The sequence below is a fragment of the Micromonospora sp. NPDC005686 genome, assembly GCF_042871665.1.
Classification (GTDB): domain Bacteria; phylum Actinomycetota; class Actinomycetes; order Mycobacteriales; family Micromonosporaceae; genus Micromonospora.
In genome coordinates this window covers 1-18,714 of record NZ_JBIAIY010000019.1, presented here as the reverse complement: position 1 = coordinate 18,714, position 18,714 = coordinate 1, and the positions used below count along the sequence as shown (strand labels likewise).

Here is an 18,714-nt window from a genome sequence, read left to right as displayed (position 1 = left end):
TGACCCGGGCGCCACGGGGGCGCCCGTCGACAACGACGACCACGGCGAAAGGGGCCTGATCGTGATCGAGCAGCCGGCGTACACCCGGTTCGGCGTCTCCGACGAGGAGTGGGGACTGCTTGTGGGGCTGCCGCAGTCGGTGCTCACCGCGGCGGCCGCCGCCGAGTCCGACGGCACCCGCCGGACCATGGCCGAGAACGCCGCCGGGCTGGGGACCATCGCCGCCGGCCGGGAGTCGGCGAGCCCGCTGGTGGCGGCGGTGGCCGGTGAGATCGTCGACCGGGTGGGCGACCCGGAGACCGGGGCGGAGCTGCCGGTGATCACGCCGGAAGACCCGAAGGCGATGATCGAGGACGTGCTGGCCCGGGCCGGGCAGGCGTCCGCGCTGCTCGGCGCGCGGGTGGACGAAGGGCAGGCCGGGGCCTACCGGCACTGGCTGGTGGAGATCGCCGAGCAGGTGGTGGGCGCCGCCTCCACCGGCGGCATCCTGGGTCTGGGCGGCGACACGGTGACTGATTCCGAGCGCCGGTTCCGGGACCGGCTTTCCCACGTGCTGAACGACTGAACGGACTCCTAACAGGAGGATCGCCGGTCCGTCAATGACGGACGTCACGCCCCACGGGTGTCGCTTTTCGACCCCGTGGGGCGTCCTGCTTAGAGCAGGAGTGACGAGCCACGGGGGTCCTTGATGGACGGAAAGCTGCAACGCCAGGTTCTCGACACGGCCGCGCTGCCACCACGGGAGCGCTTCGGCATGTGGCTGGACATGCTGGCGGGCAGCCCGACGCCGCTGCGGGTGCGCACCGCGCACGCCGACGACTTCGCCGCCCGCGCGGAGTTCATCGAACTGGGCCGGATGCGGCTCATCCGCTACCGCTACCCGTCGTTGGACTGCGTGCGCACCTCGAAGCTGATCCGGCGCTCCGACCCGGACTACTACCTGCTCGCGCTGACGCTCACCGGGACCAGTCAGGCCGTCCAGGAGGGGCGGCGGGCCCGGTGCCGCCCCGGTGACCTCACCTTCTACGACTGCTCCCGCCCGCACGAGGTCAGCCACCACGCCGACGCCGCCGGGCCCGCGTACGCCCGCTCCGTCGTGGCCCTCGTGCCGTACGACGCGCTGCCGCTGCCGCACCGCAAGCTCGCTCGCCTGTTCGCCGGCCGGATGTCCGGCTCCGAGGGCGTCGGCGCGCTGGTCGCCGACTTCCTCACCCGCATCACCGCGCACCCCGAGCAGTACCACGCGGCCGACGCGGAGCGGCTGGGCGCCGTCGGCCTGGACCTGGTCGCCACGCTGCTCGGGCGCAACCTCGTCTCCGAGGACGCGGTGCCCACCGAGATCCGGCGGCGTGCGCTGCGGGAACAGGTGCACGGGTACGTGCGCCAGCACCTCGGCGACGCCACGCTGGACCCGGGCAGGATCGCCGACGCGCACCACATCTCGCTGCGCTCGCTGCACCGGCTCTTCGAGGACGAGGAGACCACAGTGGCCGCGTACATCCGGGACGAGCGGCTGGCCCGGTGCCGTCGCGATCTCACCGACCCGGCACTCGGCGACCGCTCGATCCAGGTCATCGCCGCCCGCTGGGGATTCCGGGACAAGGCGCACTTCAGCCGGGTCTTCCGTGCCGCCCAGGGGGAGACGCCTCAGGCGTACCGGGCCCGTCACCTGGAATCGGCACGGATCGTCAACACCACGGCATCCGCCGTCAACCCGGCCCGTACATACTGAACTCGGGCCGATACATACCGCTCGCGGTGGCCCATGGATATCGGGGGGCCGTGGCGCGGCGCCCACGGCGGTTCGGCCGTGGGCGGCCCGCCCGGTGGTGCACCGGTACCGCACCCCGCGGCCACGATTTCCGGCCCCGTCGCGCATCCCCCCAGGACCGGCGGGGCCGGTCGCACTCAGCCGGCCTCCTGCTCCAGCAGCGCCAGCACCGACTTCTCCACCAACTCGCGCGGCATCTCCGGCCGCACCGGCGCCAGCACCCCGTCGTGGTAGAGGTCGACCACGCGCGGGTCCACGTACGAGGTCCGGGCCACCGTCGGGGTGTTGCCGAGCAGTTCGGCCACCGAACGCATCACCGCCGCCACGGCGCGCCTGCGGGCGGTGGCGAAGCGCTGCGGTCCCACCGCGGCCAGTTCTGCCGCGGCCAGCACCGTCGCATGCCAGGTGCGGAAGTCCTTCGCTGTCATCTCGCCGCCGCTGGCGTCGCGCAGGTAGTCGTTCACCTCGTCGCTGCGCACATCGCGCCAGGCCCGGCCGTCCCAGTAGCCGAACAGCCGCTCCTGCGCCCGCCGCCGCCGGCGCAGGTTGAGCAGCACCTGGCACAGCTCCGCGTCCTCGATCCGGCGGACCTGCTCGATGCCGCCCTTCGCCGGGAACTCGAACACCACGCGGCCGCCCCGGGAGCGGGCGTGCTCGGGGCGCAGCGTGGCCACCCCGAACGTGGGGTCGTCACCGGTGGCGTACTGGTCGCTGCCGACCCGGAACGCGCCCATGTCCAGCAGCCGGGCGACCGTCGCCAGCACCCGTTCCCGGCGCAGGCCGCGCAGCGCCAGGTCCTGCGTGACCCGGTCGCGCAGCGCCGGCAGCCGGTGCGCCACCTCCAGCACGTGGTCGAACTTGGCCTCGTCGCGCTTGCGCCGCCAGCCCGGGTGGTAGAGGTACTGCTTGCGGCCCGCCGCGTCGATGCCGGTGGCCTGGATGTGGCCGTTCGGGTAGGGCGAGATCCACACGTCCCGCCAGGCGGGCGGGATCACCAACTCGCGCAGCCGCGCCAGCTCCTCGGCGTCGCGCACCGGCTCGCCGGCCGGGTCGAGGAACAGCCAGCCCTTGCCGCGCCGCCGGCGGGCGTACCCCGGCCGGCCCGGATCGCTACGCCGCAACCGCACCGGAGACCCGTTCCACGTCGGCCACCGCGGCCACCACCTCGTCGATCCCGATGGCATTCAATGTCGGGTGGGTTCCTACCCCGCCTGACCCGGTCGAATCCCGGTTGACGGGGGTGAGACTGATCGTTCCGAGCGCCCGGTGCCGCGGCCGGTCAGGCGGTGGGCCCCAGTGCGCCGCCGGCACCGGGCCGAACAGCACCACCGAGGCGGTGCCGTAGCCGGTCGCGAGGTGGGCGACGCCGGTGTCCCCGCTGACCACCAGGCGCGCGCCGGCGACCAGCGCGGCCAGCTCGGCCAGTCCGGTCCGGCCCGCCAGCACCGCCCGCGGCGGCAGCCCGGCGTCGTGGGCGACCTGCTCGGCCAGCACCCGCTCGTCCGGCGAGCCGGTGACCGCCACCCGGTGCCCGCGCGCGGCCAGTTCCCGGGCCAGGCCGGCGAAGCGGTCCGCCGGCCAGCGCTTCGCCGGGATCTTGCCGCCCGGGTGCAGCAGCGTCACCCCGGCCGGTACGCCGGTCACCGCCGGCCGCCGCAGCGCCAGGTCCCCCGGATCGGCCGGCAGCCCGTACGCGTGCAGCAGCCGGCACCAGCGGCGCACCTCGTGCTCGTCCTCGTCCCAGGTGGGGCCGTGCGGGTGTCCGGCCTCCGGGTTGTGGTGGGCGAGCAGCCGGCCGGGACGGACGGCGGCCAGCGCCCGGTGCGACAGCGGTCCCCGGCCGTGCAGGTTGACCGCCACCTCCGGCGGCGGCCCGGTCCAGGCGACCCGGTCCGGTCCGGTGGTGGGCAGCACCCGGTCCACCGCCCCGGTCAGCTCCGCCAGCGGCGCCAGCCAGGCCGGAGCGGCCAGTACCAGTTCCCGGCCCGGCAGGCCGGCCCGGAGCCCGCGCAGCGCCGGCACGGCGGTGGCCAGGTCGCCGACCCCGAGCGCCCGCAGCACCAGGATCACGGGTACGAGGACTCCTGCGCGGCGCAGACCACCATCTCGCGTACCGCGCAACCGGCCGGCTGGGACAGCGCGAACATGACAGCGGCGGCGGTGTCGGCCGGCTCGTTGAGCACCGCGTCCGGGCCGGGGCGGTACTGCGCGTCGCGTTCGTCGAAGAACGCGGTACGCATCCCGCCCGGGATCAGCAGCGTCACGCCCACCGTGCCGGCCAGTTCGGCGGCGAGCGCCCGGGTGAAGCCGACCACCCCGAACTTCGCCGCGCAGTACGCGGTCGCGTCGCTGACCGCCTTCACCCCGAGCGTGGAGGCGACTGTGACGATGCTGCCCCGGGACGCCTCCAGCCAGGGCAGCGCGGCCCGGACCACCGCGGCGGTGGCGAGCAGGTCCACCGTGACGATCCGTTCCCAGGTCTCCGCCGGGATGTCGGCCAGCTTGCCCGGCACGTCCATCCCGGCGGCGGTGACCACCGCGTCCAGCCCGCCGGAGCGTTCCGCGAGATCGCGGGTGGCGGCCTCGGCGGCGCGGGTGTCGGCCAGGTCGCACTCGACCCAGGGCACCCCGTCGGCGGGACGCTGCCGGTCCAGCACCAGCGGGCGGCCACCGGCGCGGGCCACCGCGGCGACCACCGCCGCGCCGAGCCCGCTGGAGCCACCTGTCACCAGGACGGTCGGCCCGGCTCCGGGCGCTCCGGCGCTCACGTCGGCACCGTCGGGCAGGCGGGCGCGACCGCGCCGGGCCGGATGCGTCGCTCGTTCATCGTGTTCCCTTCGCCGTGGACCGGCCCGGCGCGACGGCCTCGGCCGGATCGACCGACCCGGCCGGCCGGCCGCTGCCCCACCCGGCCCGCGCCGCCGCGATCATGTCGGTGGTCGAGCGTCCGTCCAGGTACGGCACGACCACCGTGTGGCCGCCCCACCGGGCCAGGATCTCCGTCTCGGGCAGCGTCTCCGGCCCGCCGCCGCTGGCGTAGTCGCCGCCCTTGACCCAGATGTCCGGGCGCAACCAGGACAGCGCCGCCTCCGGAGTCGGCTCGTCGAAGATCAGCACCGCGTCGACGCAGCCGAGCGCGGCGAGCAGCCGCCCCCGGTCACCGTGCGGCACGACCGGACGTCCCGGCCCCTTGAGCCCGGCCACGCTGGCGTCGGAGTTGAGGCAGACCACCAGGCAGTCGCCGAGCTGCCGGGCCGCCTGCAGCGTCGCCAGGTGCCCGGCGTGCAGCAGGTCGAAGCAGCCGCCGGTGGCCACCACGGTGCCGCCGGCCGCGCGTACCCGGGCCACCACCTCGCCGGCCGCCCCGGCGCCGATCCGGTCCCCGCCGCCGGTGACCACGGCGGGGGCCACCGCCCGCACCGGCGCGGGCAGCGCGGTGGCCACGCCGCCCCCGGCCACGTACGCGGACGCCTCGGCCACCGCCTCCTGCACCGCCTCGGACACGAGCGCGCCCCGGGCCAGGGCCAGCGTCGCGGTGGACGCGAACCGGTCCCCCGCCCCGCAGGTGTCCCCCTCGGCGGGCGGCGCCGGGACCACCAGGGGCGTGGCGCCGGCATGGCTGAGCAGCGCGCCGTCCCCGCCGAGCGTCACCGCCACCGCGCGCGCCTGCCAGCGGCGGCGCAACGCGTGCGCGCTGCGGGACGCGACGGCCAGGCGGGAGCCGCCCGGCGGCGTCTTGGCCAGCTCGCGGGCCTCGGGCTCGTTCGGGGTGGCCAGGTGCACCCCGGGTACGGCGGCCGGCCCGCGCGGATGCGGATCCCAGACCACCGGCGCCCGGGTCGCGGCCAGCGCGGCGCGCAGCGCCGGATGCCCCGCCACGCCCCGGCCGTAGTCGCTGACCAGCACGGCGGACGCGTCGGCGATCAGCCGCAGCACGGCGTCGCTCGGCTGGCCCGGCGCACCGGCGCTCCCGCCCCCCCGGTCGTGGCGCAGCAGCACCCGGCCGCGCGCCCGCAGGCGGATCTTCTCCGGGGTGGCGCCGGCGAGCGGAAGCGCGTACAACCGCACCCCGGCGGCGGCGAGCAGCGTGCCCAGCCGGGCCCCGCCGGCGTCGTCGGCGACGGCGGTGACCAGCGCGACCTCGGCGCCCTGCGCGGCGGCGAAGACGGCGGCCAGCCCGGCGCCGCCGGGCCGGTCGAGGGACACGGTCTCGTCCAGCACCGGCACCGGGGAGTCCGGGCAGAGCCGGTTGACCAGACCTTCGACGTCGCGGTCCAGCAGCGTGTCGCCGAGCACCACCAGCGGTCCCCTCATGCCGGGCCTCCCCGCCCGGCCGGCGCCGCCGGGTCCGGCTCTGTGACGACGACCTCGACTCCGGCGCGTACCGGATCGGCCGGCGTCCGGGCGGCGAGCGCCGCGGGCAGCGCCAGTTCGACGTACTCGCAGAGCACGTGCGAGGCCACCAGGTGCAGTTCCTGCACCACCTGCCCGTCCGGCGAGTCGATCGCCAGGTGCTCGTGGCAGAGGTCGGCGAGGGGGTTGGGCGCGGGTCCGGTGAAGGCCCAGGTTCGCAGGCCGGTCTGGTGGGCGGCGTTGGCGGCGGTGAGGAGGTTGGCGCTGGTGCCGCTGGTGGTCATGAGCAGGAGGTGGTCGTCGGGTCGGCCGTGGGCGCGGACCTGCCGGGCGAAGGTTTCGTCGTATCCGTAGTCGTTGCCGATGGCGGTGAGGGCGCTGGTCTCGGCGTGCAGGGCGATGGCGGACAGGGGTTGGCGGTCGTGGCGGAGTTTGCCGACGAGTTCGGCGGTGAGGTGCTGGGCCTCGGCGGCGCTGCCGCCGTTGCCGGCCACCAGCAGCCGGCCACCGGCGGCGAGCCGGTGCGCCAGCTCCGCACCCCAGCGGGCCAGCATCTGTTCCGCCTCCCGCAGCGGCAGCAGCGCGGCGGCCAGCAGACTCAGGTGGTCCTCCAGCACCGTCGCGCCGGCGGCCGGCGTGGCGGGCGTCATCAGGCGACCACCCGGGTCGGGCGGCGCACTGTGGCCACCTCTCCGTACAGCTCGGTGAGGCGGTCCGCGGTGGTGGCCCAGGAGTAGCGGGTGCGGGCCCGCTCCAGCGCGGCGGTGGCGTAGGCGAAACGGCGGATCCGGTCGCCGAGCAGGCCCCGGATCGCCGCGCCGAGGGCACCCGGCTCCCGGGGCGGCACCAGGTCGCCGGTGCGTCCGGCCACCACCGTGTCGATCAGCCCGCCGACAGCCGTCGCGACCACCGGTACGCCACAGGCCATCGCCTCCAGCGGGGTGAGCCCGAACGGCTCGTACCAGGGGGCGGCGACGAGCACGTCGGCCGACCGGTACCAGCGGCCCATCTCCTCCCGGGGCGCCGCGCCGATCAGGCGTACCCGGTCGGCGACGCCCAGGGAGCGGGCCAGCGCGCGCAGGCGCAGCGCGTACGGGTCGGTCTCCAGCAGTCCGGCCGGCGGCCCGCCGACCACCACGCACTCGGCGTCCGGCACCTCGGCGACGGCCCGGATGACGTCCTGGAAGCCCTTGCGCTCGACCAGCCGGCCGACGGTGAGGACGCGGGCCCGGTCGCCGTCGCGGTCGGCGATCGGGCCGAGCGGGGCGAACGTCGTCAGGTTCACCCCCGACGGCACGACCGTCATCCGGGATCGGGGCACGCCCATCCGGACCAGTTCGGCGACCTCGTCCTGGCACTGGGCGACCACCCGGTCCACCGAGTGGCCCAGCTTCCGTTCGTGCTCGACCCGGCCCGGTGGGCTGGTGTCCTGCACGCCCTGGTGTCGGCGCTTGACGGTGCCGAGGGCGTGGTACGTCTGCACCACCGGCACGCCCACCCGGCGAGCCGCGGCGAGACCCGCCAGCCCGCTCATCCAGAAGTGCGCGTGCACCACCTCGGGCTGCCAGTCGCCGGTGCGCCACCGCTCGGCCAGCCACTGCCCGAACGCCGGCATGTACGGCAGCAGGTCGTCCTTGGCCACCGGTTCGGCCGGCCCGGCCGGTACGTGCACCACCTCGTACCCGTCCGGGGTGCGGACGCTCACCGGCAGGTCCACCGCGTCGAGCCGGGTGTAGACGCGCACGTCGTGACCGGCGGCCGCGAGCGCGGCGGAGAGCTCCGCGACATGCGTGTTCTGGCCACCGGCGTCCTCCCCGCCGAGGACGGCGAGCGGGCTGGCATGCTCCGAGATCATCGCGATGCGCATACTTCCTCCTCCAGCAGCCGGTCCCAGTCGGCGAGGAATCGCTCCAGGCCGTAGCGGTCCCGGGCGGCGGCCCGGGCGACGGCGCCCGCCCGGCGGGCGGACTCCGGGTCGTCCAGCAGGCCACGGGCGGCGTCGACGAGCGTGTCGACGCGGGTGGACAGCGCGCCCGCGGCGGGTGGCACCGCCTCCACCGCCTCGGTGGTGGCCAGCGCCACCACGGGCATGCCCATGGTCATGGCCTCGACGAGGCTGAGGCCGAGCGAGGTCCAGCGGCACAGGTGCAGGTACGCGCGCCGTTTGGCGAGTTCGGCGTGCATGGTGTGCTGGGGTACGTCGTCGTGGCTGGTCAGCCGGTCGGCGGGCAGGCCGAGGTGGGCGGCGAGGCCGTCCACCCTCATCCCGTAGACGTCCAGCGGCGCCAGCTCGGCGAACCGGGCGAGCAGGTCGGTGCCGGTGACCCGCCAGCGGCGTACCGGCTCGTTGATGACGACGGCGAGGCGGTCGAGTTCCCCGGTCCACTCGACGGCGGGTGGTACGACGCCGTGGTCGACGACTGTGGTGCGGGTGCCGCCGTTGTCCCAGAACAGCTCGTTGAACGCGGTCACGTGGGTCAGCAGCAGGTCGTCGCGGTCGGCCATCGGGTGCCGGGTGTTCGGCACGTCGCCCTTCGGGGTGTTGTGCTCGACGTAGATCGCCGGCACGTCCCGGCCGGGCCTGCGGCCGAGCCAGTCGGCGGCCAGGTCGAGTTCCTCCGGGCGTTGCACGATCACCAGGTCCACGTCAGCGTCGCGCAGGTCGGCCGGGGTGACCTCGGCGGCGTTGTCCGGCCACGGGTAGGTGCGCGCCCGGCCGAGCCCGTACGGGCCCCGGTCCGGGGTGACCGGCACCAGGTAGCGGTGCTTGCCGTGCACGAAGGACGTCGTCCACGAGCCGTGGACGTGCCACAGCAGGATGTTCATCCGGCCACCCCGCCCGTGGCCGGCGCCGGCACGCCGAGCAGCCGCAGCGCCTCCAGTACCCGGCCCGGCTCGACCGCCGACAGGCAGGGGTGCCCGGGGACCGGGCAGACGGTGGCGCGGGTGTCCCGGCAGGCCGCGCCCGCGTCACCCAGCCGCACCGTCGGCACCCGGTAGGGCCCCCACTGTCCGAACGGAACCGTGGGTGCGAACAGGCTCACCACGGGCACGCCGAGCGCGGCGGCCAGGTGCGCCGGGCCGGTGTTGCCGACCACCAGCGCGGCGGCTCCGGCGATCACCGCCGCCAGTTCGGCCAACCCGGTCCGTCCGCCCAGGTCGACGCCGCCCGCCGCGGCGACCCGCGCGGTCAGCTCCCGCTCGTCCGGTCCACCGGTGACCACAACCCGGTGACCGGCGGCGGCGAGCACCCGGACCACGCGGGTGGCCAGTTCCTCCGGGCAGGCGCGGGTCTCCACCGACGATCCCGGGTGCAGGACCACGTAGCCGGGCGGCCCGGCGGCCTCCGCGGGCGGCGGCAGCCGGTCGGTGCGGATGCGCAGTGCCGGTTCGTCGTGGCCCGGGAGCGCGTGGCCGGCGGCGGCGGCGAGGGACAGGGCGCGTTCGGGTTCGGGTACGCCGGGCGGGACGCGGTGGCGGACGTCGAGCAGGCTGCCGGGATAGTCGTCGCTGATCGCGCTGATGCGGGGTACGCCGGCCAGGCGCAGCAGCAGGGCGAGCGGGAGTGGGGACTGGTGGAAGGAGGTGAACACGACCGCCTCGTCGGCGCGTACCTCCGCGAGCCGGCCGGTCAGCGCGCGGACGGCGTCGGGGTCGACGGGTGGGGCGGGCGCGTCGATCCACGGCAGCGGCGCCTCGATGATCTCGTCCACGCCGGGCAGCAGTTCGGCGGCGGCCCGGCCGCGTGGCCCGCAGAGCAGCACCACCCGTCGCGCGCCCGCGGCGACCGCCCGGATGCCCGGCCCGGTCACCAGCACGTCCCCGGCCGCGTCGCTGCGGACCACGAGCACTGTGCCCCGGCGGGAGCGGCGAGCGGGTCGCGGGGCCGCCGTCAGGCGCATCCGGGTCAGCACGATGCCCACCGCGTCCGGCAGGTCGGCGGCGACTGTGGGCGCGGCGGCCATCTCGGCGGCCCTCGTAGCGGGCGTGGGCACCATGATCGCGGCGGCGCCGGCCGCCGCGGCGGCGCCCGTGTCCGCGCCGATGTCGCCGATCAGCACGCACCGGGTCGGCGTGGTGCCGAGCGCGCGGGCGGCCTCGTGCACCAGGCCGGGCGCGGGCTTGCGGCAGGAGCAGCCGTCGGCCTCCGCGTGCGGGCAGATCGCCCAGTGGTCGAACGGACCCAGCAACTCCCCGATCCGGGCGTGCACGGCGTGCATCTGTGCCTCGGTGAACAGGCCCCGGGCCAGGCCGGACTGGTTGGTGACCACCGCCAGCCGCAACCCGGCCGCCCGCAACCGGTCCAGCGCTTCCCGGGCGCCCGGCACCGGCCGTACCTTCTCCGGGTCGCCGTTGTACGGCACGTCCTCCACCAGGGTGCCGTCCCGGTCCAGCAGGACCGCGTCGTACAGGCCGGACGGGAACCGGTCAGCACCCGGGTCAACCCGGGCTGACCTGCACTGATCCCGCTCCTGGTCCCGTCGCACGGGCGGCGGGTTCCCGACGCCCCGAGGAGTAAACGTCAACGTCGGGCGCCAGGCTGCCCCGCCGGTGCCGCACGGCCGGGGCGCCCGACTGCCACGACCGGCCCGGTCCGGCGATACCCGCCGCCCCGGAGAAGCTAACCCCCGTCGCCGTTAGCGCCGGCCCACAGCGGGGTACCGGTCGGTGATGGCGGTTGTGGAGAAGGTGATCGACGCGCCCCCGGAGCAGGTCTTCGAGGTGCTCGCGGACGGGTGGACGTACAGCGACTGGGTGGTCGGCACGGCGCACGTGCGGGACGTGGACGACGCGTGGCCCCGCGTCGGCACCAACCTGCACCACCGGGCCGGGCCCTGGCCGTTCTCGCTCCAGGACAAGTCGACGGTGCTGGAGTGCGAGGCGCCGCACCGGTTGGTGCTGCGCGCCGGGCTGTGGCCGGCCGGGGAGGCGATCGTGGCGTTCGCCCTGGAGCCGCTGGAGGGCGGCAGGACCCGGGTGACGATCGGCGAGGACTTCGCCGCCGGGCCGTTGCGGTGGGTCCGTACCAAGCTCAACGACCTGGTGCTGCACCTGCGCAACCGGGAGACGCTGGCCCGGCTGTCCGACATCGCGACGCGGCAGAAGCCGGAGCGGTGATCGATCGCCGGCGGGGCGTCTGTGCGGCCGCCGTACGAGGGACTGGCTACCCTCTCAGGTGAACCTGTCGGCTGACCGAGGATGTCCGTGATGATCGAACCCGTGCAGTTACCCTCCCCGTGGGGGGATGCGCGCCTGACCGTCGTCGTTCCGACCTACAACGAGGCGGGCAACCTTCCGGTGCTGGTCGAGCGCCTGCTCGCGCTGCCGCTGCCGGGGCTGAAGGTGCTGGTCGCGGACGACAACTCCCCGGACGGCACCGGCGAGGTCGCCGACAAGCTGGCCATCGAACACCCGGACCGGGTGATGGTGCTGCACCGCCCGGGCAAGGAGGGCCTCGGCCGGGCGTACGTGGACGGCATCGGCCGCGCGCTCGACGACGGCGCGGACTTCGTCGCGCAGATGGACGCCGACCTGTCGCACCCGCCGGAGGCGCTGCCCGGCATGCTGGGCGCGCTGCTGTCGACCCAGGCTTCGGTGGTCATCGGCTCGCGTTACGTGCCCGGTGGTGAGCTGGACGAGAACTGGCCGCTGTACCGGCGTGCGCTCAGCGGCTGGGCCAACCTGTACGTGCACACGCTGCTGCGGGTACGCATCCGCGACCTGACCGCCGGCTTCAAGATCTGGCGGGCCGACGCGCTGCGCGCGATCGGGCTGGACCGGGTGCAGTCCAACGGCTACAGCTTCCAGGTGGAGATGCACTACCTCGCCACCAAGCTCGGCCACACGATCCTGGAGGTGCCGATCCGCTTCGAGGAGCGCCGCGACGGCGACTCGAAGATGACCACCGCCACGAAGATCGAGAGCGCGCTGATGCCGTTCAAGCTGCGTAGCCGGCACCGCAACCTCGACTCCTGACACCGCTCTCCCGCGCCTCCACCGCGCCCTCACGCTGCGTCATTGTCACCGTGCGTGAGGGCGCGGTCGTCCGGCCACGTCCCTCGCTAGCCCCTTTGCTCTGCAGCCATCGGCGCAGCACCACCCTGAGCAGGGGCGCTTTCCTGGACACCGTTTCGCCGAATGTCCGCTGCGGACACAGTGCGTGACCGATGCGGATATGGCTGCAGAGCAAAGACGGCGGTGCGGCCATACCCTCGGACACGGCGCTAAACACGCAGCGTGACGCCTCGGAACAGCCTCAGAGGTAGTACGGCGACGGCGATCAGCAGTTGGCGCGAGCGGCGGTCAGCGGCAGCGGGCGCGGGAGTGGTGGAGGTGCGATCGGGTCAGCGGTAGACGGCGCGGTGGGCGGCGGCGATCGTCCTGGCGTACAACGCTCCGGTGACGGCCCGGTCGCGGGCCAGCGCGGCCCGTGCCGCGTTCGCGCCCGGCGCGCCGTGCACACCGCCGCCGGGGTGGGCGGAGGCGCTGGCCAGGTAGAGCCGGTCCACCGGGGTGTCGGCCCGGCCCAGGCCGGGGATCGGCCGCAGGAACAACTGCTGGTACGCCGCGGCCGTGCCGCCGCCCAACGCGCCACCGACCAGGCTCGGCTCGGCGGCCTCCAGGTCGGCCGGGCCGGCCACGTGCCGCCCGACGATGGACGCCCGGAACCCGGGCGCCGCCGCCTCCAGCACCTCTTCCATCCGCTCCACGTGCCCGGCCACCTCCTCGGCGCGCCAGTCCCGGCGGAACGGCAGGTGGGTGTAGGACCAGAGCGACTCGGTGCCGGGCGGTGAGTGGCTCGGGTCGGCCACCGACATCTGCCCCACCAGCAGGAACGGATCCCGTGGGATCTCACCGCGGGCCAGCTCGGCCGCGTACGTGGTGAGGCCGTCCATGTCGGCGCCCAGGTGCACGGTGCCGGCGCCGGCCAGCTCGCGGTTCTTCCACGGCACCGGCGCGGACAGCGCCCAGTCGACCTTGAGCGTGGAGCCGTCCCACTTGAAGTGCGCCAGGTCCTCGACCATCCGGGACGGCAGCGCCGCCGCGCCGACCAGGTCGAGGAAGAGCGCCGGAGCGGGCACGTCGGCGAGCACCGCACGCCGGGCCCGCCAGTCGGTGCCACCAGCGGTGCGTACGCCCATCGCCCGGCCCCGGGCGGTGAGCACCCGCTCGACCCGCGCGCCGTACGTGATCCGGCCGCCCCGCTCGACCAGCCGGGCCACCAGCGCGTCGGTGATCCGCTGGGCGCCGCCGACCGGCACCGGCCAGCCCACCTGCTGGCCGAGCATGGCGAGCAGCCAGCCGTACACGCCGGAGCCGGCCTCCTCCGGGGACAGGTCGGTGTGCAGGGCGCAGCCGGCCAGCAGGACCGGACCACCCTCACCCTCGAACAGTTCGGCGCCCAGCTTGCGGACCGGGAGCACGAGGCGGCGGGCCAGCCGCAACGCGCCGCCGACGCGGAGCTGCCGCAGCATGCCCAGCCCGCCGCGCACCGGCGGGAACGGGGTGGTGATGGTCTGCAGCATCGGCTCGGCCACCTGACGCCAGTCGGCGTACGCGTGCCGCCAGCGCTCCCCGTCGCCGGGGGCGAACGCCTCCAGCGACGCGGCGGTGGTGTCCAGGTCGCGGTTGACCACCGCGGCCCGCCCGTCCGGGAGCAGGTGCGCCAGCACGTCCGGCGCGTGCGTCCAGGTCAGGCCGTGCCGTTCCAGGCCCAGCCCGTCGAGCACCGGTGAGGCGTAGCCGAGCGGGTAGAACGAGCTGTAGAGATCGCTGAGATAGCCGGGCGCTGTCACGTACGCGGAGCGGACCGCCCCGCCGGGCGCCTCGGTGGCCTCCAGGACCTCGACGTCCCAGCCGGCGTCCACCAGCAGGTTCGCGGCCACCAGGCCGTTGTGCCCGGCTCCGATGACGACGGCGTCCGCGGTGGAGGTCATCGGATCCGCCTACCCGGCCGGTCTCCGGGCGAAACGCGTTTGTCCCGCCCAGGTCGGGGCAAGCAGCCGCATGTACACGGTTGCGCAGCTCATAGGCGGAGTGTGGGGTGCCGGCGGCGAGGGCGGCGAGCTGGTCGTCCACGATCCGGCGGACGGGTCGCCGGTGACCCGGGCGCCGGTCGCCACCGCTGACGAGGTGGCCAAGGCCGTGGAGGCGGCCCGGGGCGTGGCCGCGGAGTGGGCGGCGACCGCATCCGCGGAGCGGGCGGTGGCGCTGCACCGCGCGGCGGACGCGGTCGAGGCGGCCGCCGGGGAACTGGCCGAGGCGACCACAGCGGAGATGGGCAAGCCTCTGGACGACGCACGGGGCGGGGTGGCGGCGGGCATCGGCGCGCTGCGACAGTACGCCGAACTCGCCCCGGTGCGCGGTGGCCGGACGCTGCACGGCGCGCACGACGCGCTGGACTTCATGGCCCCCGCGCCGCGCGGCGTGGTCGCCGCGATCACCCCGTGGAACGACCCGGTGGCGGTGTCCTGCGGCCTGCTCGGCGCAGCGCTGGTCACCGGCAACGTGGTGGTGTACAAGCCGAGCGAGCGGACCCCGGCCACCGGCTGGCTGCTGGCCCGCGCGCTGGACTCGGCGTTGCCGGCCGGGGTGCTGTCGCTGCTCACCGGCGGCAGCGAGGTGGGGGCCGCGCTGGCCGGGCAGGAGCTGGACGTGATCGCCCACGTCGGTTCGACGGCCACCGGGCGGGCGATCGCCGCCGCGGGCGCGCGTACCGGGGCGAAGGTGCTGCTGGAGAACGGCGGGAGCGATCCGCTGGTGGTGGACGCGAACGTCGACCCGGTCTGGGCGGCCGAACAGGCGGCGCTGGGCTGCTTCGCCAACGCCGGTCAGATCTGCGTGGCGGTGGAGCGGATCTACGTGCACCGCGACGTCGCCGAGGGCTTCACCGACGCGCTCGTGACGCGCGCCGAGGCGCTCACCGTGGGCCCCGGGCGTGACCCGGGCACACAGCTCGCGCCGCTCGTCGACCGGCGGCACCGGGACCACGTGCACGGGCAGGTCACCGCGGCGCTGGCGGACGGCGCCCGGGCACGCGCCGGCGGCGTGCTGCCGGACGGTCCCGGCGCGTTCTATCCGGCCACTGTGATCGAGGGCTGCCGCCACGACATGGCGCTGGTCCGGGAGGAGACGTTCGGGCCGGTCGCCCCCGTGGTGGTGGTCGACTCGTTCAGCGAAGGGCTGCGCTGCGCTGCCGACTCGCCGTACGGCCTGGCCGCCACGGTGCTGACCGGCTCGATGAGCCACGCCCAGCGCGCCTGGCGGGAGCTGCCGGTCGGCACCGTGAAGATCAATTCGGTGTTCGGCGGGGCGCCGGGCGGGGCGGCCCAGCCGCGCCGGGGCAGCGGCCAGGGCTTCGGGTACGGCCCGGAGCTGCTGGACGAGTTCAGCACCGTCAAGGCGGTGCACCTGGAGGCGCCGGGCGGCGGCCACTGGTGAGACCGCACGACACGAGCCCGGGACCGAGGCGGTCCCGGGCTCGGCGCGTACTCCCAGGGGTCAGCGGCCCCCGCGGGCCTTGCGGGTGGCGTTGTCGTTGGCCTTCTCGATGGCCTTGACGAGTTCCGGCTTGGTCATCCGGGACCGGCCGCGCACGTCCAGCTTCTTCGCCACCTCCATGAGGTGGTCCTTGGTGGCGTTGGCGTCCACGCCGCCGGCCGTCTTCGCGCGCCGGGCCGGACCACCGCCCTCGGCCTGCTTGTCGCTGGGGCCCTTGCGGCCCTTGGGCTCCCAGTGGTCGCCCACCTTCTCGAACTCGTGCTTGACCGCGGCGAAGGCGGTGCGGTGCGCCCGCTCCCCCTCGCCGTACGTCTCGACCGCCGAGTCGTGCGTCTTCTCCCAGGTCCGCTGCGCCTTCTCCGGGGAGCGCCGCAGCGTGCTGGGCAGTACCTCGCGCCCGGGCATCTCGTCCTCCTGGAGTCTCGATCGTCTGTCTTGCCTGATTCCCTGCCGCCCGGCGGGCAAACCGGCACCCGGTTTGTCGAATTCCCCCCGGGGGTACCGCCCGCCCACGCCCGGTGGCACGGGCCCGGAGGAGGCGGACATGACCGTGACGACACCACGGACGGCCGACGGCCGGACGCGGTCCCGTCTGCCGCGCCGGATCCGTCAGCTCAACTGGCGCACCTGGCGCGGCGTGCTGATGCGCAGCGGCAAGGGTTTCGTCACTGACAACTGCGCCGACTGGGCCGCGGCGCTCACCTACTACGGGGTGCTGGCGCTGTTCCCGTCCACGATCGTGGTGGTCGCGCTGGTCGGCCTGGTCTCCGACGGCCCGCGCACCGTCGACACCGTGATCGACCTGGCCCGGGAGATCGGCGCCGGCTCGGTGGTCGGCAACGACGCGTTCGTCGGCGTGGTGCGCAGCGTGGTCGAGCAGCAGGGTCCGGCGAAGGTGCTGCTCAGTTTCGGTCTGCTCGGCGCGCTCTGGTCCGCGTCCGGCTTCATCGGCGCGTTCACCCGCGCTTCCAACGCGATCTACGGGGTGCGGGAGGGCCGACCGTTCTACCGGCTGCGCCCGTTGCAGATCGGCATGGCCGCGGTGACGATCGTGCTGCTCGCAGTCGTGGCCACCGGGCTGATCGTCAGCGGCCCGGTCACCGACGCGGTGGGCGACCTGCTGCACGCCGGTGCGGTGGCCCGCACGACGTGGTCGGTGGCGAAGTGGCCGCTGCTCGCGGTGGTCGCGATGACCTTGCTGTCGCTGCTGTTCTGGATCGCGCCGAACGTCCGCCAGCCGCGGTTCCGCTGGCTCACCCCGGGCGGCGCGCTGGCGCTCGTGGCCTGGGTGCTCGCCTCCTTCGGCTTCGGCCTGTACGTGGCCAACTTCGGCTCGTACGACGTCACGTACGGCAGTCTCGGCGCGGTCATCGCGTTCCTGGTGTGGCTCTACCTGTCCAACTGCGCGTTGATGCTCGGCGTGCAGGTGAACGCGGAGCTGCAGCGCGGGCGGGCGATGCAGGCCGGAATCGAGGAGCCGGGCGACCCGGTGCTGCCGCCGCGCGCCCCGGCCGACGAGGACAAGACGGACGGGGAGAAGGCGGCCGGGGAAGAGGCCGGCAGCGAGAAGACCGCCGACCGGTTGCCGCCCGGATGACCGGCTCCCTCGGCCGGCGCCGGTTTACCGGCGGTCCCCCGGGGCATCTCCCAAGGCATGGAACGTGGCAGCAGCAAGCACTCGCCCAGGGTCGACGACCAGATGAGCAGTGAGGTCAGCGGTCTCGTCCAGAGCGCCGGGACCGGCGGCTCGCGGGCCGAGGAGTTCCGGATCCCCGAGCCGGCCGGCGAGGACCAGCCGGAGGCCACCACGGCGCCGGCCGGGGAGCTGCGCAGTGGCGCGCCGCAGGGCATGAGCTCCGAGGACGTCGAGGCGCGCAGCCGTCTGGGGCGGTTCATCACGATGACCGCCCTGCCCGGCGACCGGGAGGCGCTGCTGGCCAACGCGCTGGAGAACGAGGCGCCGACGGACATCGTCGCCGCCCTGGAGACCCTGCCCGAGGGCACCACCTACCAGACGATCTCCGAGGTGTGGGCCGCACTCGGGCACCGGAACGAGACGACGCGCTGGTGAGCGGGCCGACCCACGGCCTGCGACGAGACACCGGCGGAACAGGAGGAACCCCGAGATGAGTGGCGTCACCGAGCATGTGGACGTGCAGGTCCCGATCCGGACCGCATACGACCAGTGGACCCAGTTCGAGGAGTTCCCGCACTTCATGGAAGGTGTGCAGGAGGTCCGGCAGCTCTCGGACAGGATGACCCACTGGACCGTCGAGATCGCGGGCGTGAAGCGCGAGTTCGACGCCGAGATCACCGAGCAGTTGCCGGACGAGCGGGTGGCCTGGCGCTCCACCGGGGGCACCCAGCAGGCGGGCGTGGTGACGTTCCACCGCCTCGACGAGGGGCACACCCGGGTCACGCTCCAGATGGAGTTCGAGCCGCACGGCGTGGTCGAGCAGGCCGGCGACAAGCTGGGCGTGGTCGACCGGCGTGCCAAGGGTGACCTGGAGCGGTTCAAGCAGTTCATCGAGCGGCGCGGTCAGGAGACGGGCGCCTGGCGGGGCGCCGTCGACCGGCCCACCCCCTGAGCACCTCCCCCGTACCCGAGTCTGGATGGCCGCCGGCACCGCCGGCGGCCATCGCCGTGCCCGGCCGTTTGCGATCATCCGGTCCGGGTACCGCAGGGGAATGACCGACAACGACCGCCACGTGTGGCGCGACGAGGACCGCACTCCCCTGCACGAGCTGGACCAGGCCATCGCCCGGTCGGCCACGGACGGCCAGGGCGACGACGTCACCGCCAACGACGCCGACGAGGAGGCCGCGTTCGGCCACGGCCCGGAGGCGGTGGACCGGGGCGCCGGCCCGGAGGCCGAGCGGCGTGAGATGACCGATGCGGACCGGGCCTACCGGCCGTCGACGATCGGACGGACCGGCCCGGACAGCATGTGATCTCCGGGGGGGGGGGGGGGGGGGGGGGGGGGGGGGGGGGCGGCGCCGGCCCCCCCCCCCCCCCCCCCCCCCCACAAACCCATCAAAACAGCACAGAAAAAAAAACAAAACCAACAACACCACAACAGACCAGCGCA

Annotated in this window: 19 protein-coding genes; 9 read left to right on the top strand and 10 right to left on the bottom strand. The window is 74.9% G+C overall.

Annotation, left to right across the window (positions count from 1 at the left end):
• Positions 1-61: 61 nt before the first annotated feature.
• Positions 62-565, top strand: a complete 504-nt coding sequence (locus ACFYON_RS28350; RefSeq protein ID WP_354867102.1) for a hypothetical protein — start codon at positions 62-64, stop codon at positions 563-565.
• 123 nt (positions 566-688) lie between these two features.
• Entirely contained in the window at positions 689-1,732 is a 1,044-nt protein-coding gene (locus tag ACFYON_RS28345; protein WP_354867104.1) for a helix-turn-helix domain-containing protein, read from the top strand.
• 176 nt (positions 1,733-1,908) lie between these two features.
• Here the strand turns inward: ACFYON_RS28345 and ACFYON_RS28340 are convergent, their stop codons facing one another.
• From ACFYON_RS28340 to ACFYON_RS28305, 8 genes are read right to left on the bottom strand one after another with little or no spacing between them, the layout of a single operon-like run.
• Positions 1,909-2,898: a DNA topoisomerase IB gene (locus ACFYON_RS28340; protein ID WP_355015136.1), complete on the bottom strand. Its 990-nt coding sequence runs from the start codon at positions 2,896-2,898 to the stop codon at positions 1,909-1,911.
• Positions 2,882-3,841, bottom strand: coding sequence for a glycosyltransferase family 9 protein (locus tag ACFYON_RS28335; RefSeq protein WP_354867108.1), 960 nt, complete (start codon positions 3,839-3,841; stop codon positions 2,882-2,884). The genes ACFYON_RS28340 and ACFYON_RS28335 overlap by 17 nt, the downstream gene beginning before the upstream one ends.
• Entirely contained in the window at positions 3,838-4,539 is a 702-nt protein-coding gene (locus tag ACFYON_RS28330; RefSeq protein ID WP_354867110.1) for an SDR family oxidoreductase, read from the bottom strand. Before ACFYON_RS28330 ends, ACFYON_RS28335 begins: the two co-directional genes overlap by 4 nt.
• A 55-nt stretch (positions 4,540-4,594) precedes the next feature.
• Entirely contained in the window at positions 4,595-6,085 is a 1,491-nt protein-coding gene (locus ACFYON_RS28325) for a PfkB family carbohydrate kinase (RefSeq protein WP_355015135.1), read from the bottom strand.
• On the bottom strand, positions 6,082-6,774 hold the full coding sequence (locus tag ACFYON_RS28320) for an SIS domain-containing protein (protein ID WP_354867114.1): 693 nt from the start codon (positions 6,772-6,774) through the stop codon (positions 6,082-6,084). The genes ACFYON_RS28325 and ACFYON_RS28320 overlap by 4 nt, the downstream gene beginning before the upstream one ends.
• On the bottom strand, positions 6,774-7,991 hold the full coding sequence (locus ACFYON_RS28315; RefSeq protein WP_354867116.1) for a glycosyltransferase: 1,218 nt from the start codon (positions 7,989-7,991) through the stop codon (positions 6,774-6,776). Before ACFYON_RS28315 ends, ACFYON_RS28320 begins: the two co-directional genes overlap by 1 nt.
• Entirely contained in the window at positions 7,976-8,950 is a 975-nt protein-coding gene (locus tag ACFYON_RS28310) for a glycosyltransferase (RefSeq protein ID WP_354867118.1), read from the bottom strand. Before ACFYON_RS28310 ends, ACFYON_RS28315 begins: the two co-directional genes overlap by 16 nt.
• Positions 8,947-10,611, bottom strand: a complete 1,665-nt coding sequence (locus ACFYON_RS28305) for an HAD-IIIA family hydrolase (RefSeq protein WP_387187853.1) — start codon at positions 10,609-10,611, stop codon at positions 8,947-8,949. The genes ACFYON_RS28310 and ACFYON_RS28305 overlap by 4 nt, the downstream gene beginning before the upstream one ends.
• Before the next feature lie 184 nt (positions 10,612-10,795).
• Here ACFYON_RS28305 and ACFYON_RS28300 point away from each other — a divergent pair, with 184 nt between their 5' ends.
• Together ACFYON_RS28300 and ACFYON_RS28295 are read left to right on the top strand one after the other, a co-directional pair.
• Positions 10,796-11,242, top strand: coding sequence for an SRPBCC family protein (locus ACFYON_RS28300; RefSeq protein WP_354867121.1), 447 nt, complete (start codon positions 10,796-10,798; stop codon positions 11,240-11,242).
• A 90-nt stretch (positions 11,243-11,332) separates the two neighbouring features.
• On the top strand, positions 11,333-12,100 hold the full coding sequence (locus ACFYON_RS28295; protein WP_354867123.1) for a polyprenol monophosphomannose synthase: 768 nt from the start codon (positions 11,333-11,335) through the stop codon (positions 12,098-12,100).
• Positions 12,101-12,468: 368 nt separating this feature from the next.
• On the opposite strand, the gene ACFYON_RS28290 is transcribed toward ACFYON_RS28295, so the two are convergent.
• Positions 12,469-14,061 (bottom strand): NAD(P)/FAD-dependent oxidoreductase, encoded by a 1,593-nt coding sequence (locus ACFYON_RS28290; RefSeq protein WP_355095218.1) that lies wholly within the window; start codon positions 14,059-14,061, stop codon positions 12,469-12,471.
• A gap of 70 nt (positions 14,062-14,131) precedes the next feature.
• Here ACFYON_RS28290 and ACFYON_RS28285 point away from each other — a divergent pair, with 70 nt between their 5' ends.
• The gene (locus tag ACFYON_RS28285; protein ID WP_354867127.1) at positions 14,132-15,565 is read left to right on the top strand and encodes an aldehyde dehydrogenase family protein; all 1,434 of its coding nucleotides are present in this window, start codon (positions 14,132-14,134) and stop codon (positions 15,563-15,565) included.
• A gap of 60 nt (positions 15,566-15,625) precedes the next feature.
• On the opposite strand, the gene ACFYON_RS28280 is transcribed toward ACFYON_RS28285, so the two are convergent.
• Positions 15,626-16,030, bottom strand: coding sequence for a ChaB family protein (locus tag ACFYON_RS28280; RefSeq protein ID WP_354867129.1), 405 nt, complete (start codon positions 16,028-16,030; stop codon positions 15,626-15,628).
• Between the two features lie 139 nt (positions 16,031-16,169).
• On the opposite strand from ACFYON_RS28280, the gene ACFYON_RS28275 reads away from it, so the two are divergent.
• The 4 genes from ACFYON_RS28275 to ACFYON_RS28260 all read left to right on the top strand — a co-directional run bounded on the left by ACFYON_RS28275 (position 16,170) and on the right by ACFYON_RS28260 (position 18,577).
• The gene (locus tag ACFYON_RS28275; RefSeq protein ID WP_354867131.1) at positions 16,170-17,222 is read left to right on the top strand and encodes a YihY/virulence factor BrkB family protein; all 1,053 of its coding nucleotides are present in this window, start codon (positions 16,170-16,172) and stop codon (positions 17,220-17,222) included.
• Positions 17,223-17,279: 57 nt separating this feature from the next.
• Entirely contained in the window at positions 17,280-17,696 is a 417-nt protein-coding gene (locus ACFYON_RS28270; protein ID WP_354867132.1) for a DUF2795 domain-containing protein, read from the top strand.
• A 55-nt stretch (positions 17,697-17,751) separates the two neighbouring features.
• Positions 17,752-18,213 carry an SRPBCC family protein gene (locus ACFYON_RS28265; RefSeq protein ID WP_354867134.1) on the top strand — a complete coding sequence of 154 codons (462 nt, stop codon included), beginning with the start codon at positions 17,752-17,754 and terminating at the stop codon, positions 18,211-18,213.
• Positions 18,214-18,313: 100 nt separating this feature from the next.
• Positions 18,314-18,577: a hypothetical protein gene (locus ACFYON_RS28260; RefSeq protein ID WP_354867137.1), complete on the top strand. Its 264-nt coding sequence runs from the start codon at positions 18,314-18,316 to the stop codon at positions 18,575-18,577.
• Positions 18,578-18,714: the final 137 nt, after the last annotated feature.

What these genes read in the sequence shown, in the direction of transcription:
- ACFYON_RS28345 (WP_354867104.1), top strand. Translation starts at nt 689, where the DNA reads ATGGACGGAAAGCTGCAACGCCAGGTTCTCGACACGGCCGCGCTGCCA.
- ACFYON_RS28325 (WP_355015135.1), bottom strand. Translation starts at nt 6,085, where the DNA reads ATGAGGGGACCGCTGGTGGTGCTCGGCGACACGCTGCTGGACCGCGAC.
- ACFYON_RS28320 (WP_354867114.1), bottom strand. Translation starts at nt 6,774, where the DNA reads ATGACGCCCGCCACGCCGGCCGCCGGCGCGACGGTGCTGGAGGACCAC.
- ACFYON_RS28315 (WP_354867116.1), bottom strand. Translation starts at nt 7,991, where the DNA reads ATGCGCATCGCGATGATCTCGGAGCATGCCAGCCCGCTCGCCGTCCTC.
- ACFYON_RS28310 (WP_354867118.1), bottom strand. Translation starts at nt 8,950, where the DNA reads ATGAACATCCTGCTGTGGCACGTCCACGGCTCGTGGACGACGTCCTTC.
- ACFYON_RS28300 (WP_354867121.1), top strand. Translation starts at nt 10,796, where the DNA reads ATGGCGGTTGTGGAGAAGGTGATCGACGCGCCCCCGGAGCAGGTCTTC.
- ACFYON_RS28295 (WP_354867123.1), top strand. Translation starts at nt 11,333, where the DNA reads ATGATCGAACCCGTGCAGTTACCCTCCCCGTGGGGGGATGCGCGCCTG.
- ACFYON_RS28290 (WP_355095218.1), bottom strand. Translation starts at nt 14,061, where the DNA reads ATGACCTCCACCGCGGACGCCGTCGTCATCGGAGCCGGGCACAACGGC.
- ACFYON_RS28285 (WP_354867127.1), top strand. Translation starts at nt 14,132, where the DNA reads ATGTACACGGTTGCGCAGCTCATAGGCGGAGTGTGGGGTGCCGGCGGC.
- ACFYON_RS28280 (WP_354867129.1), bottom strand. Translation starts at nt 16,030, where the DNA reads ATGCCCGGGCGCGAGGTACTGCCCAGCACGCTGCGGCGCTCCCCGGAG.
- ACFYON_RS28275 (WP_354867131.1), top strand. Translation starts at nt 16,170, where the DNA reads ATGACCGTGACGACACCACGGACGGCCGACGGCCGGACGCGGTCCCGT.
- ACFYON_RS28270 (WP_354867132.1), top strand. Translation starts at nt 17,280, where the DNA reads ATGGAACGTGGCAGCAGCAAGCACTCGCCCAGGGTCGACGACCAGATG.
- ACFYON_RS28265 (WP_354867134.1), top strand. Translation starts at nt 17,752, where the DNA reads ATGAGTGGCGTCACCGAGCATGTGGACGTGCAGGTCCCGATCCGGACC.
- ACFYON_RS28260 (WP_354867137.1), top strand. Translation starts at nt 18,314, where the DNA reads ATGACCGACAACGACCGCCACGTGTGGCGCGACGAGGACCGCACTCCC.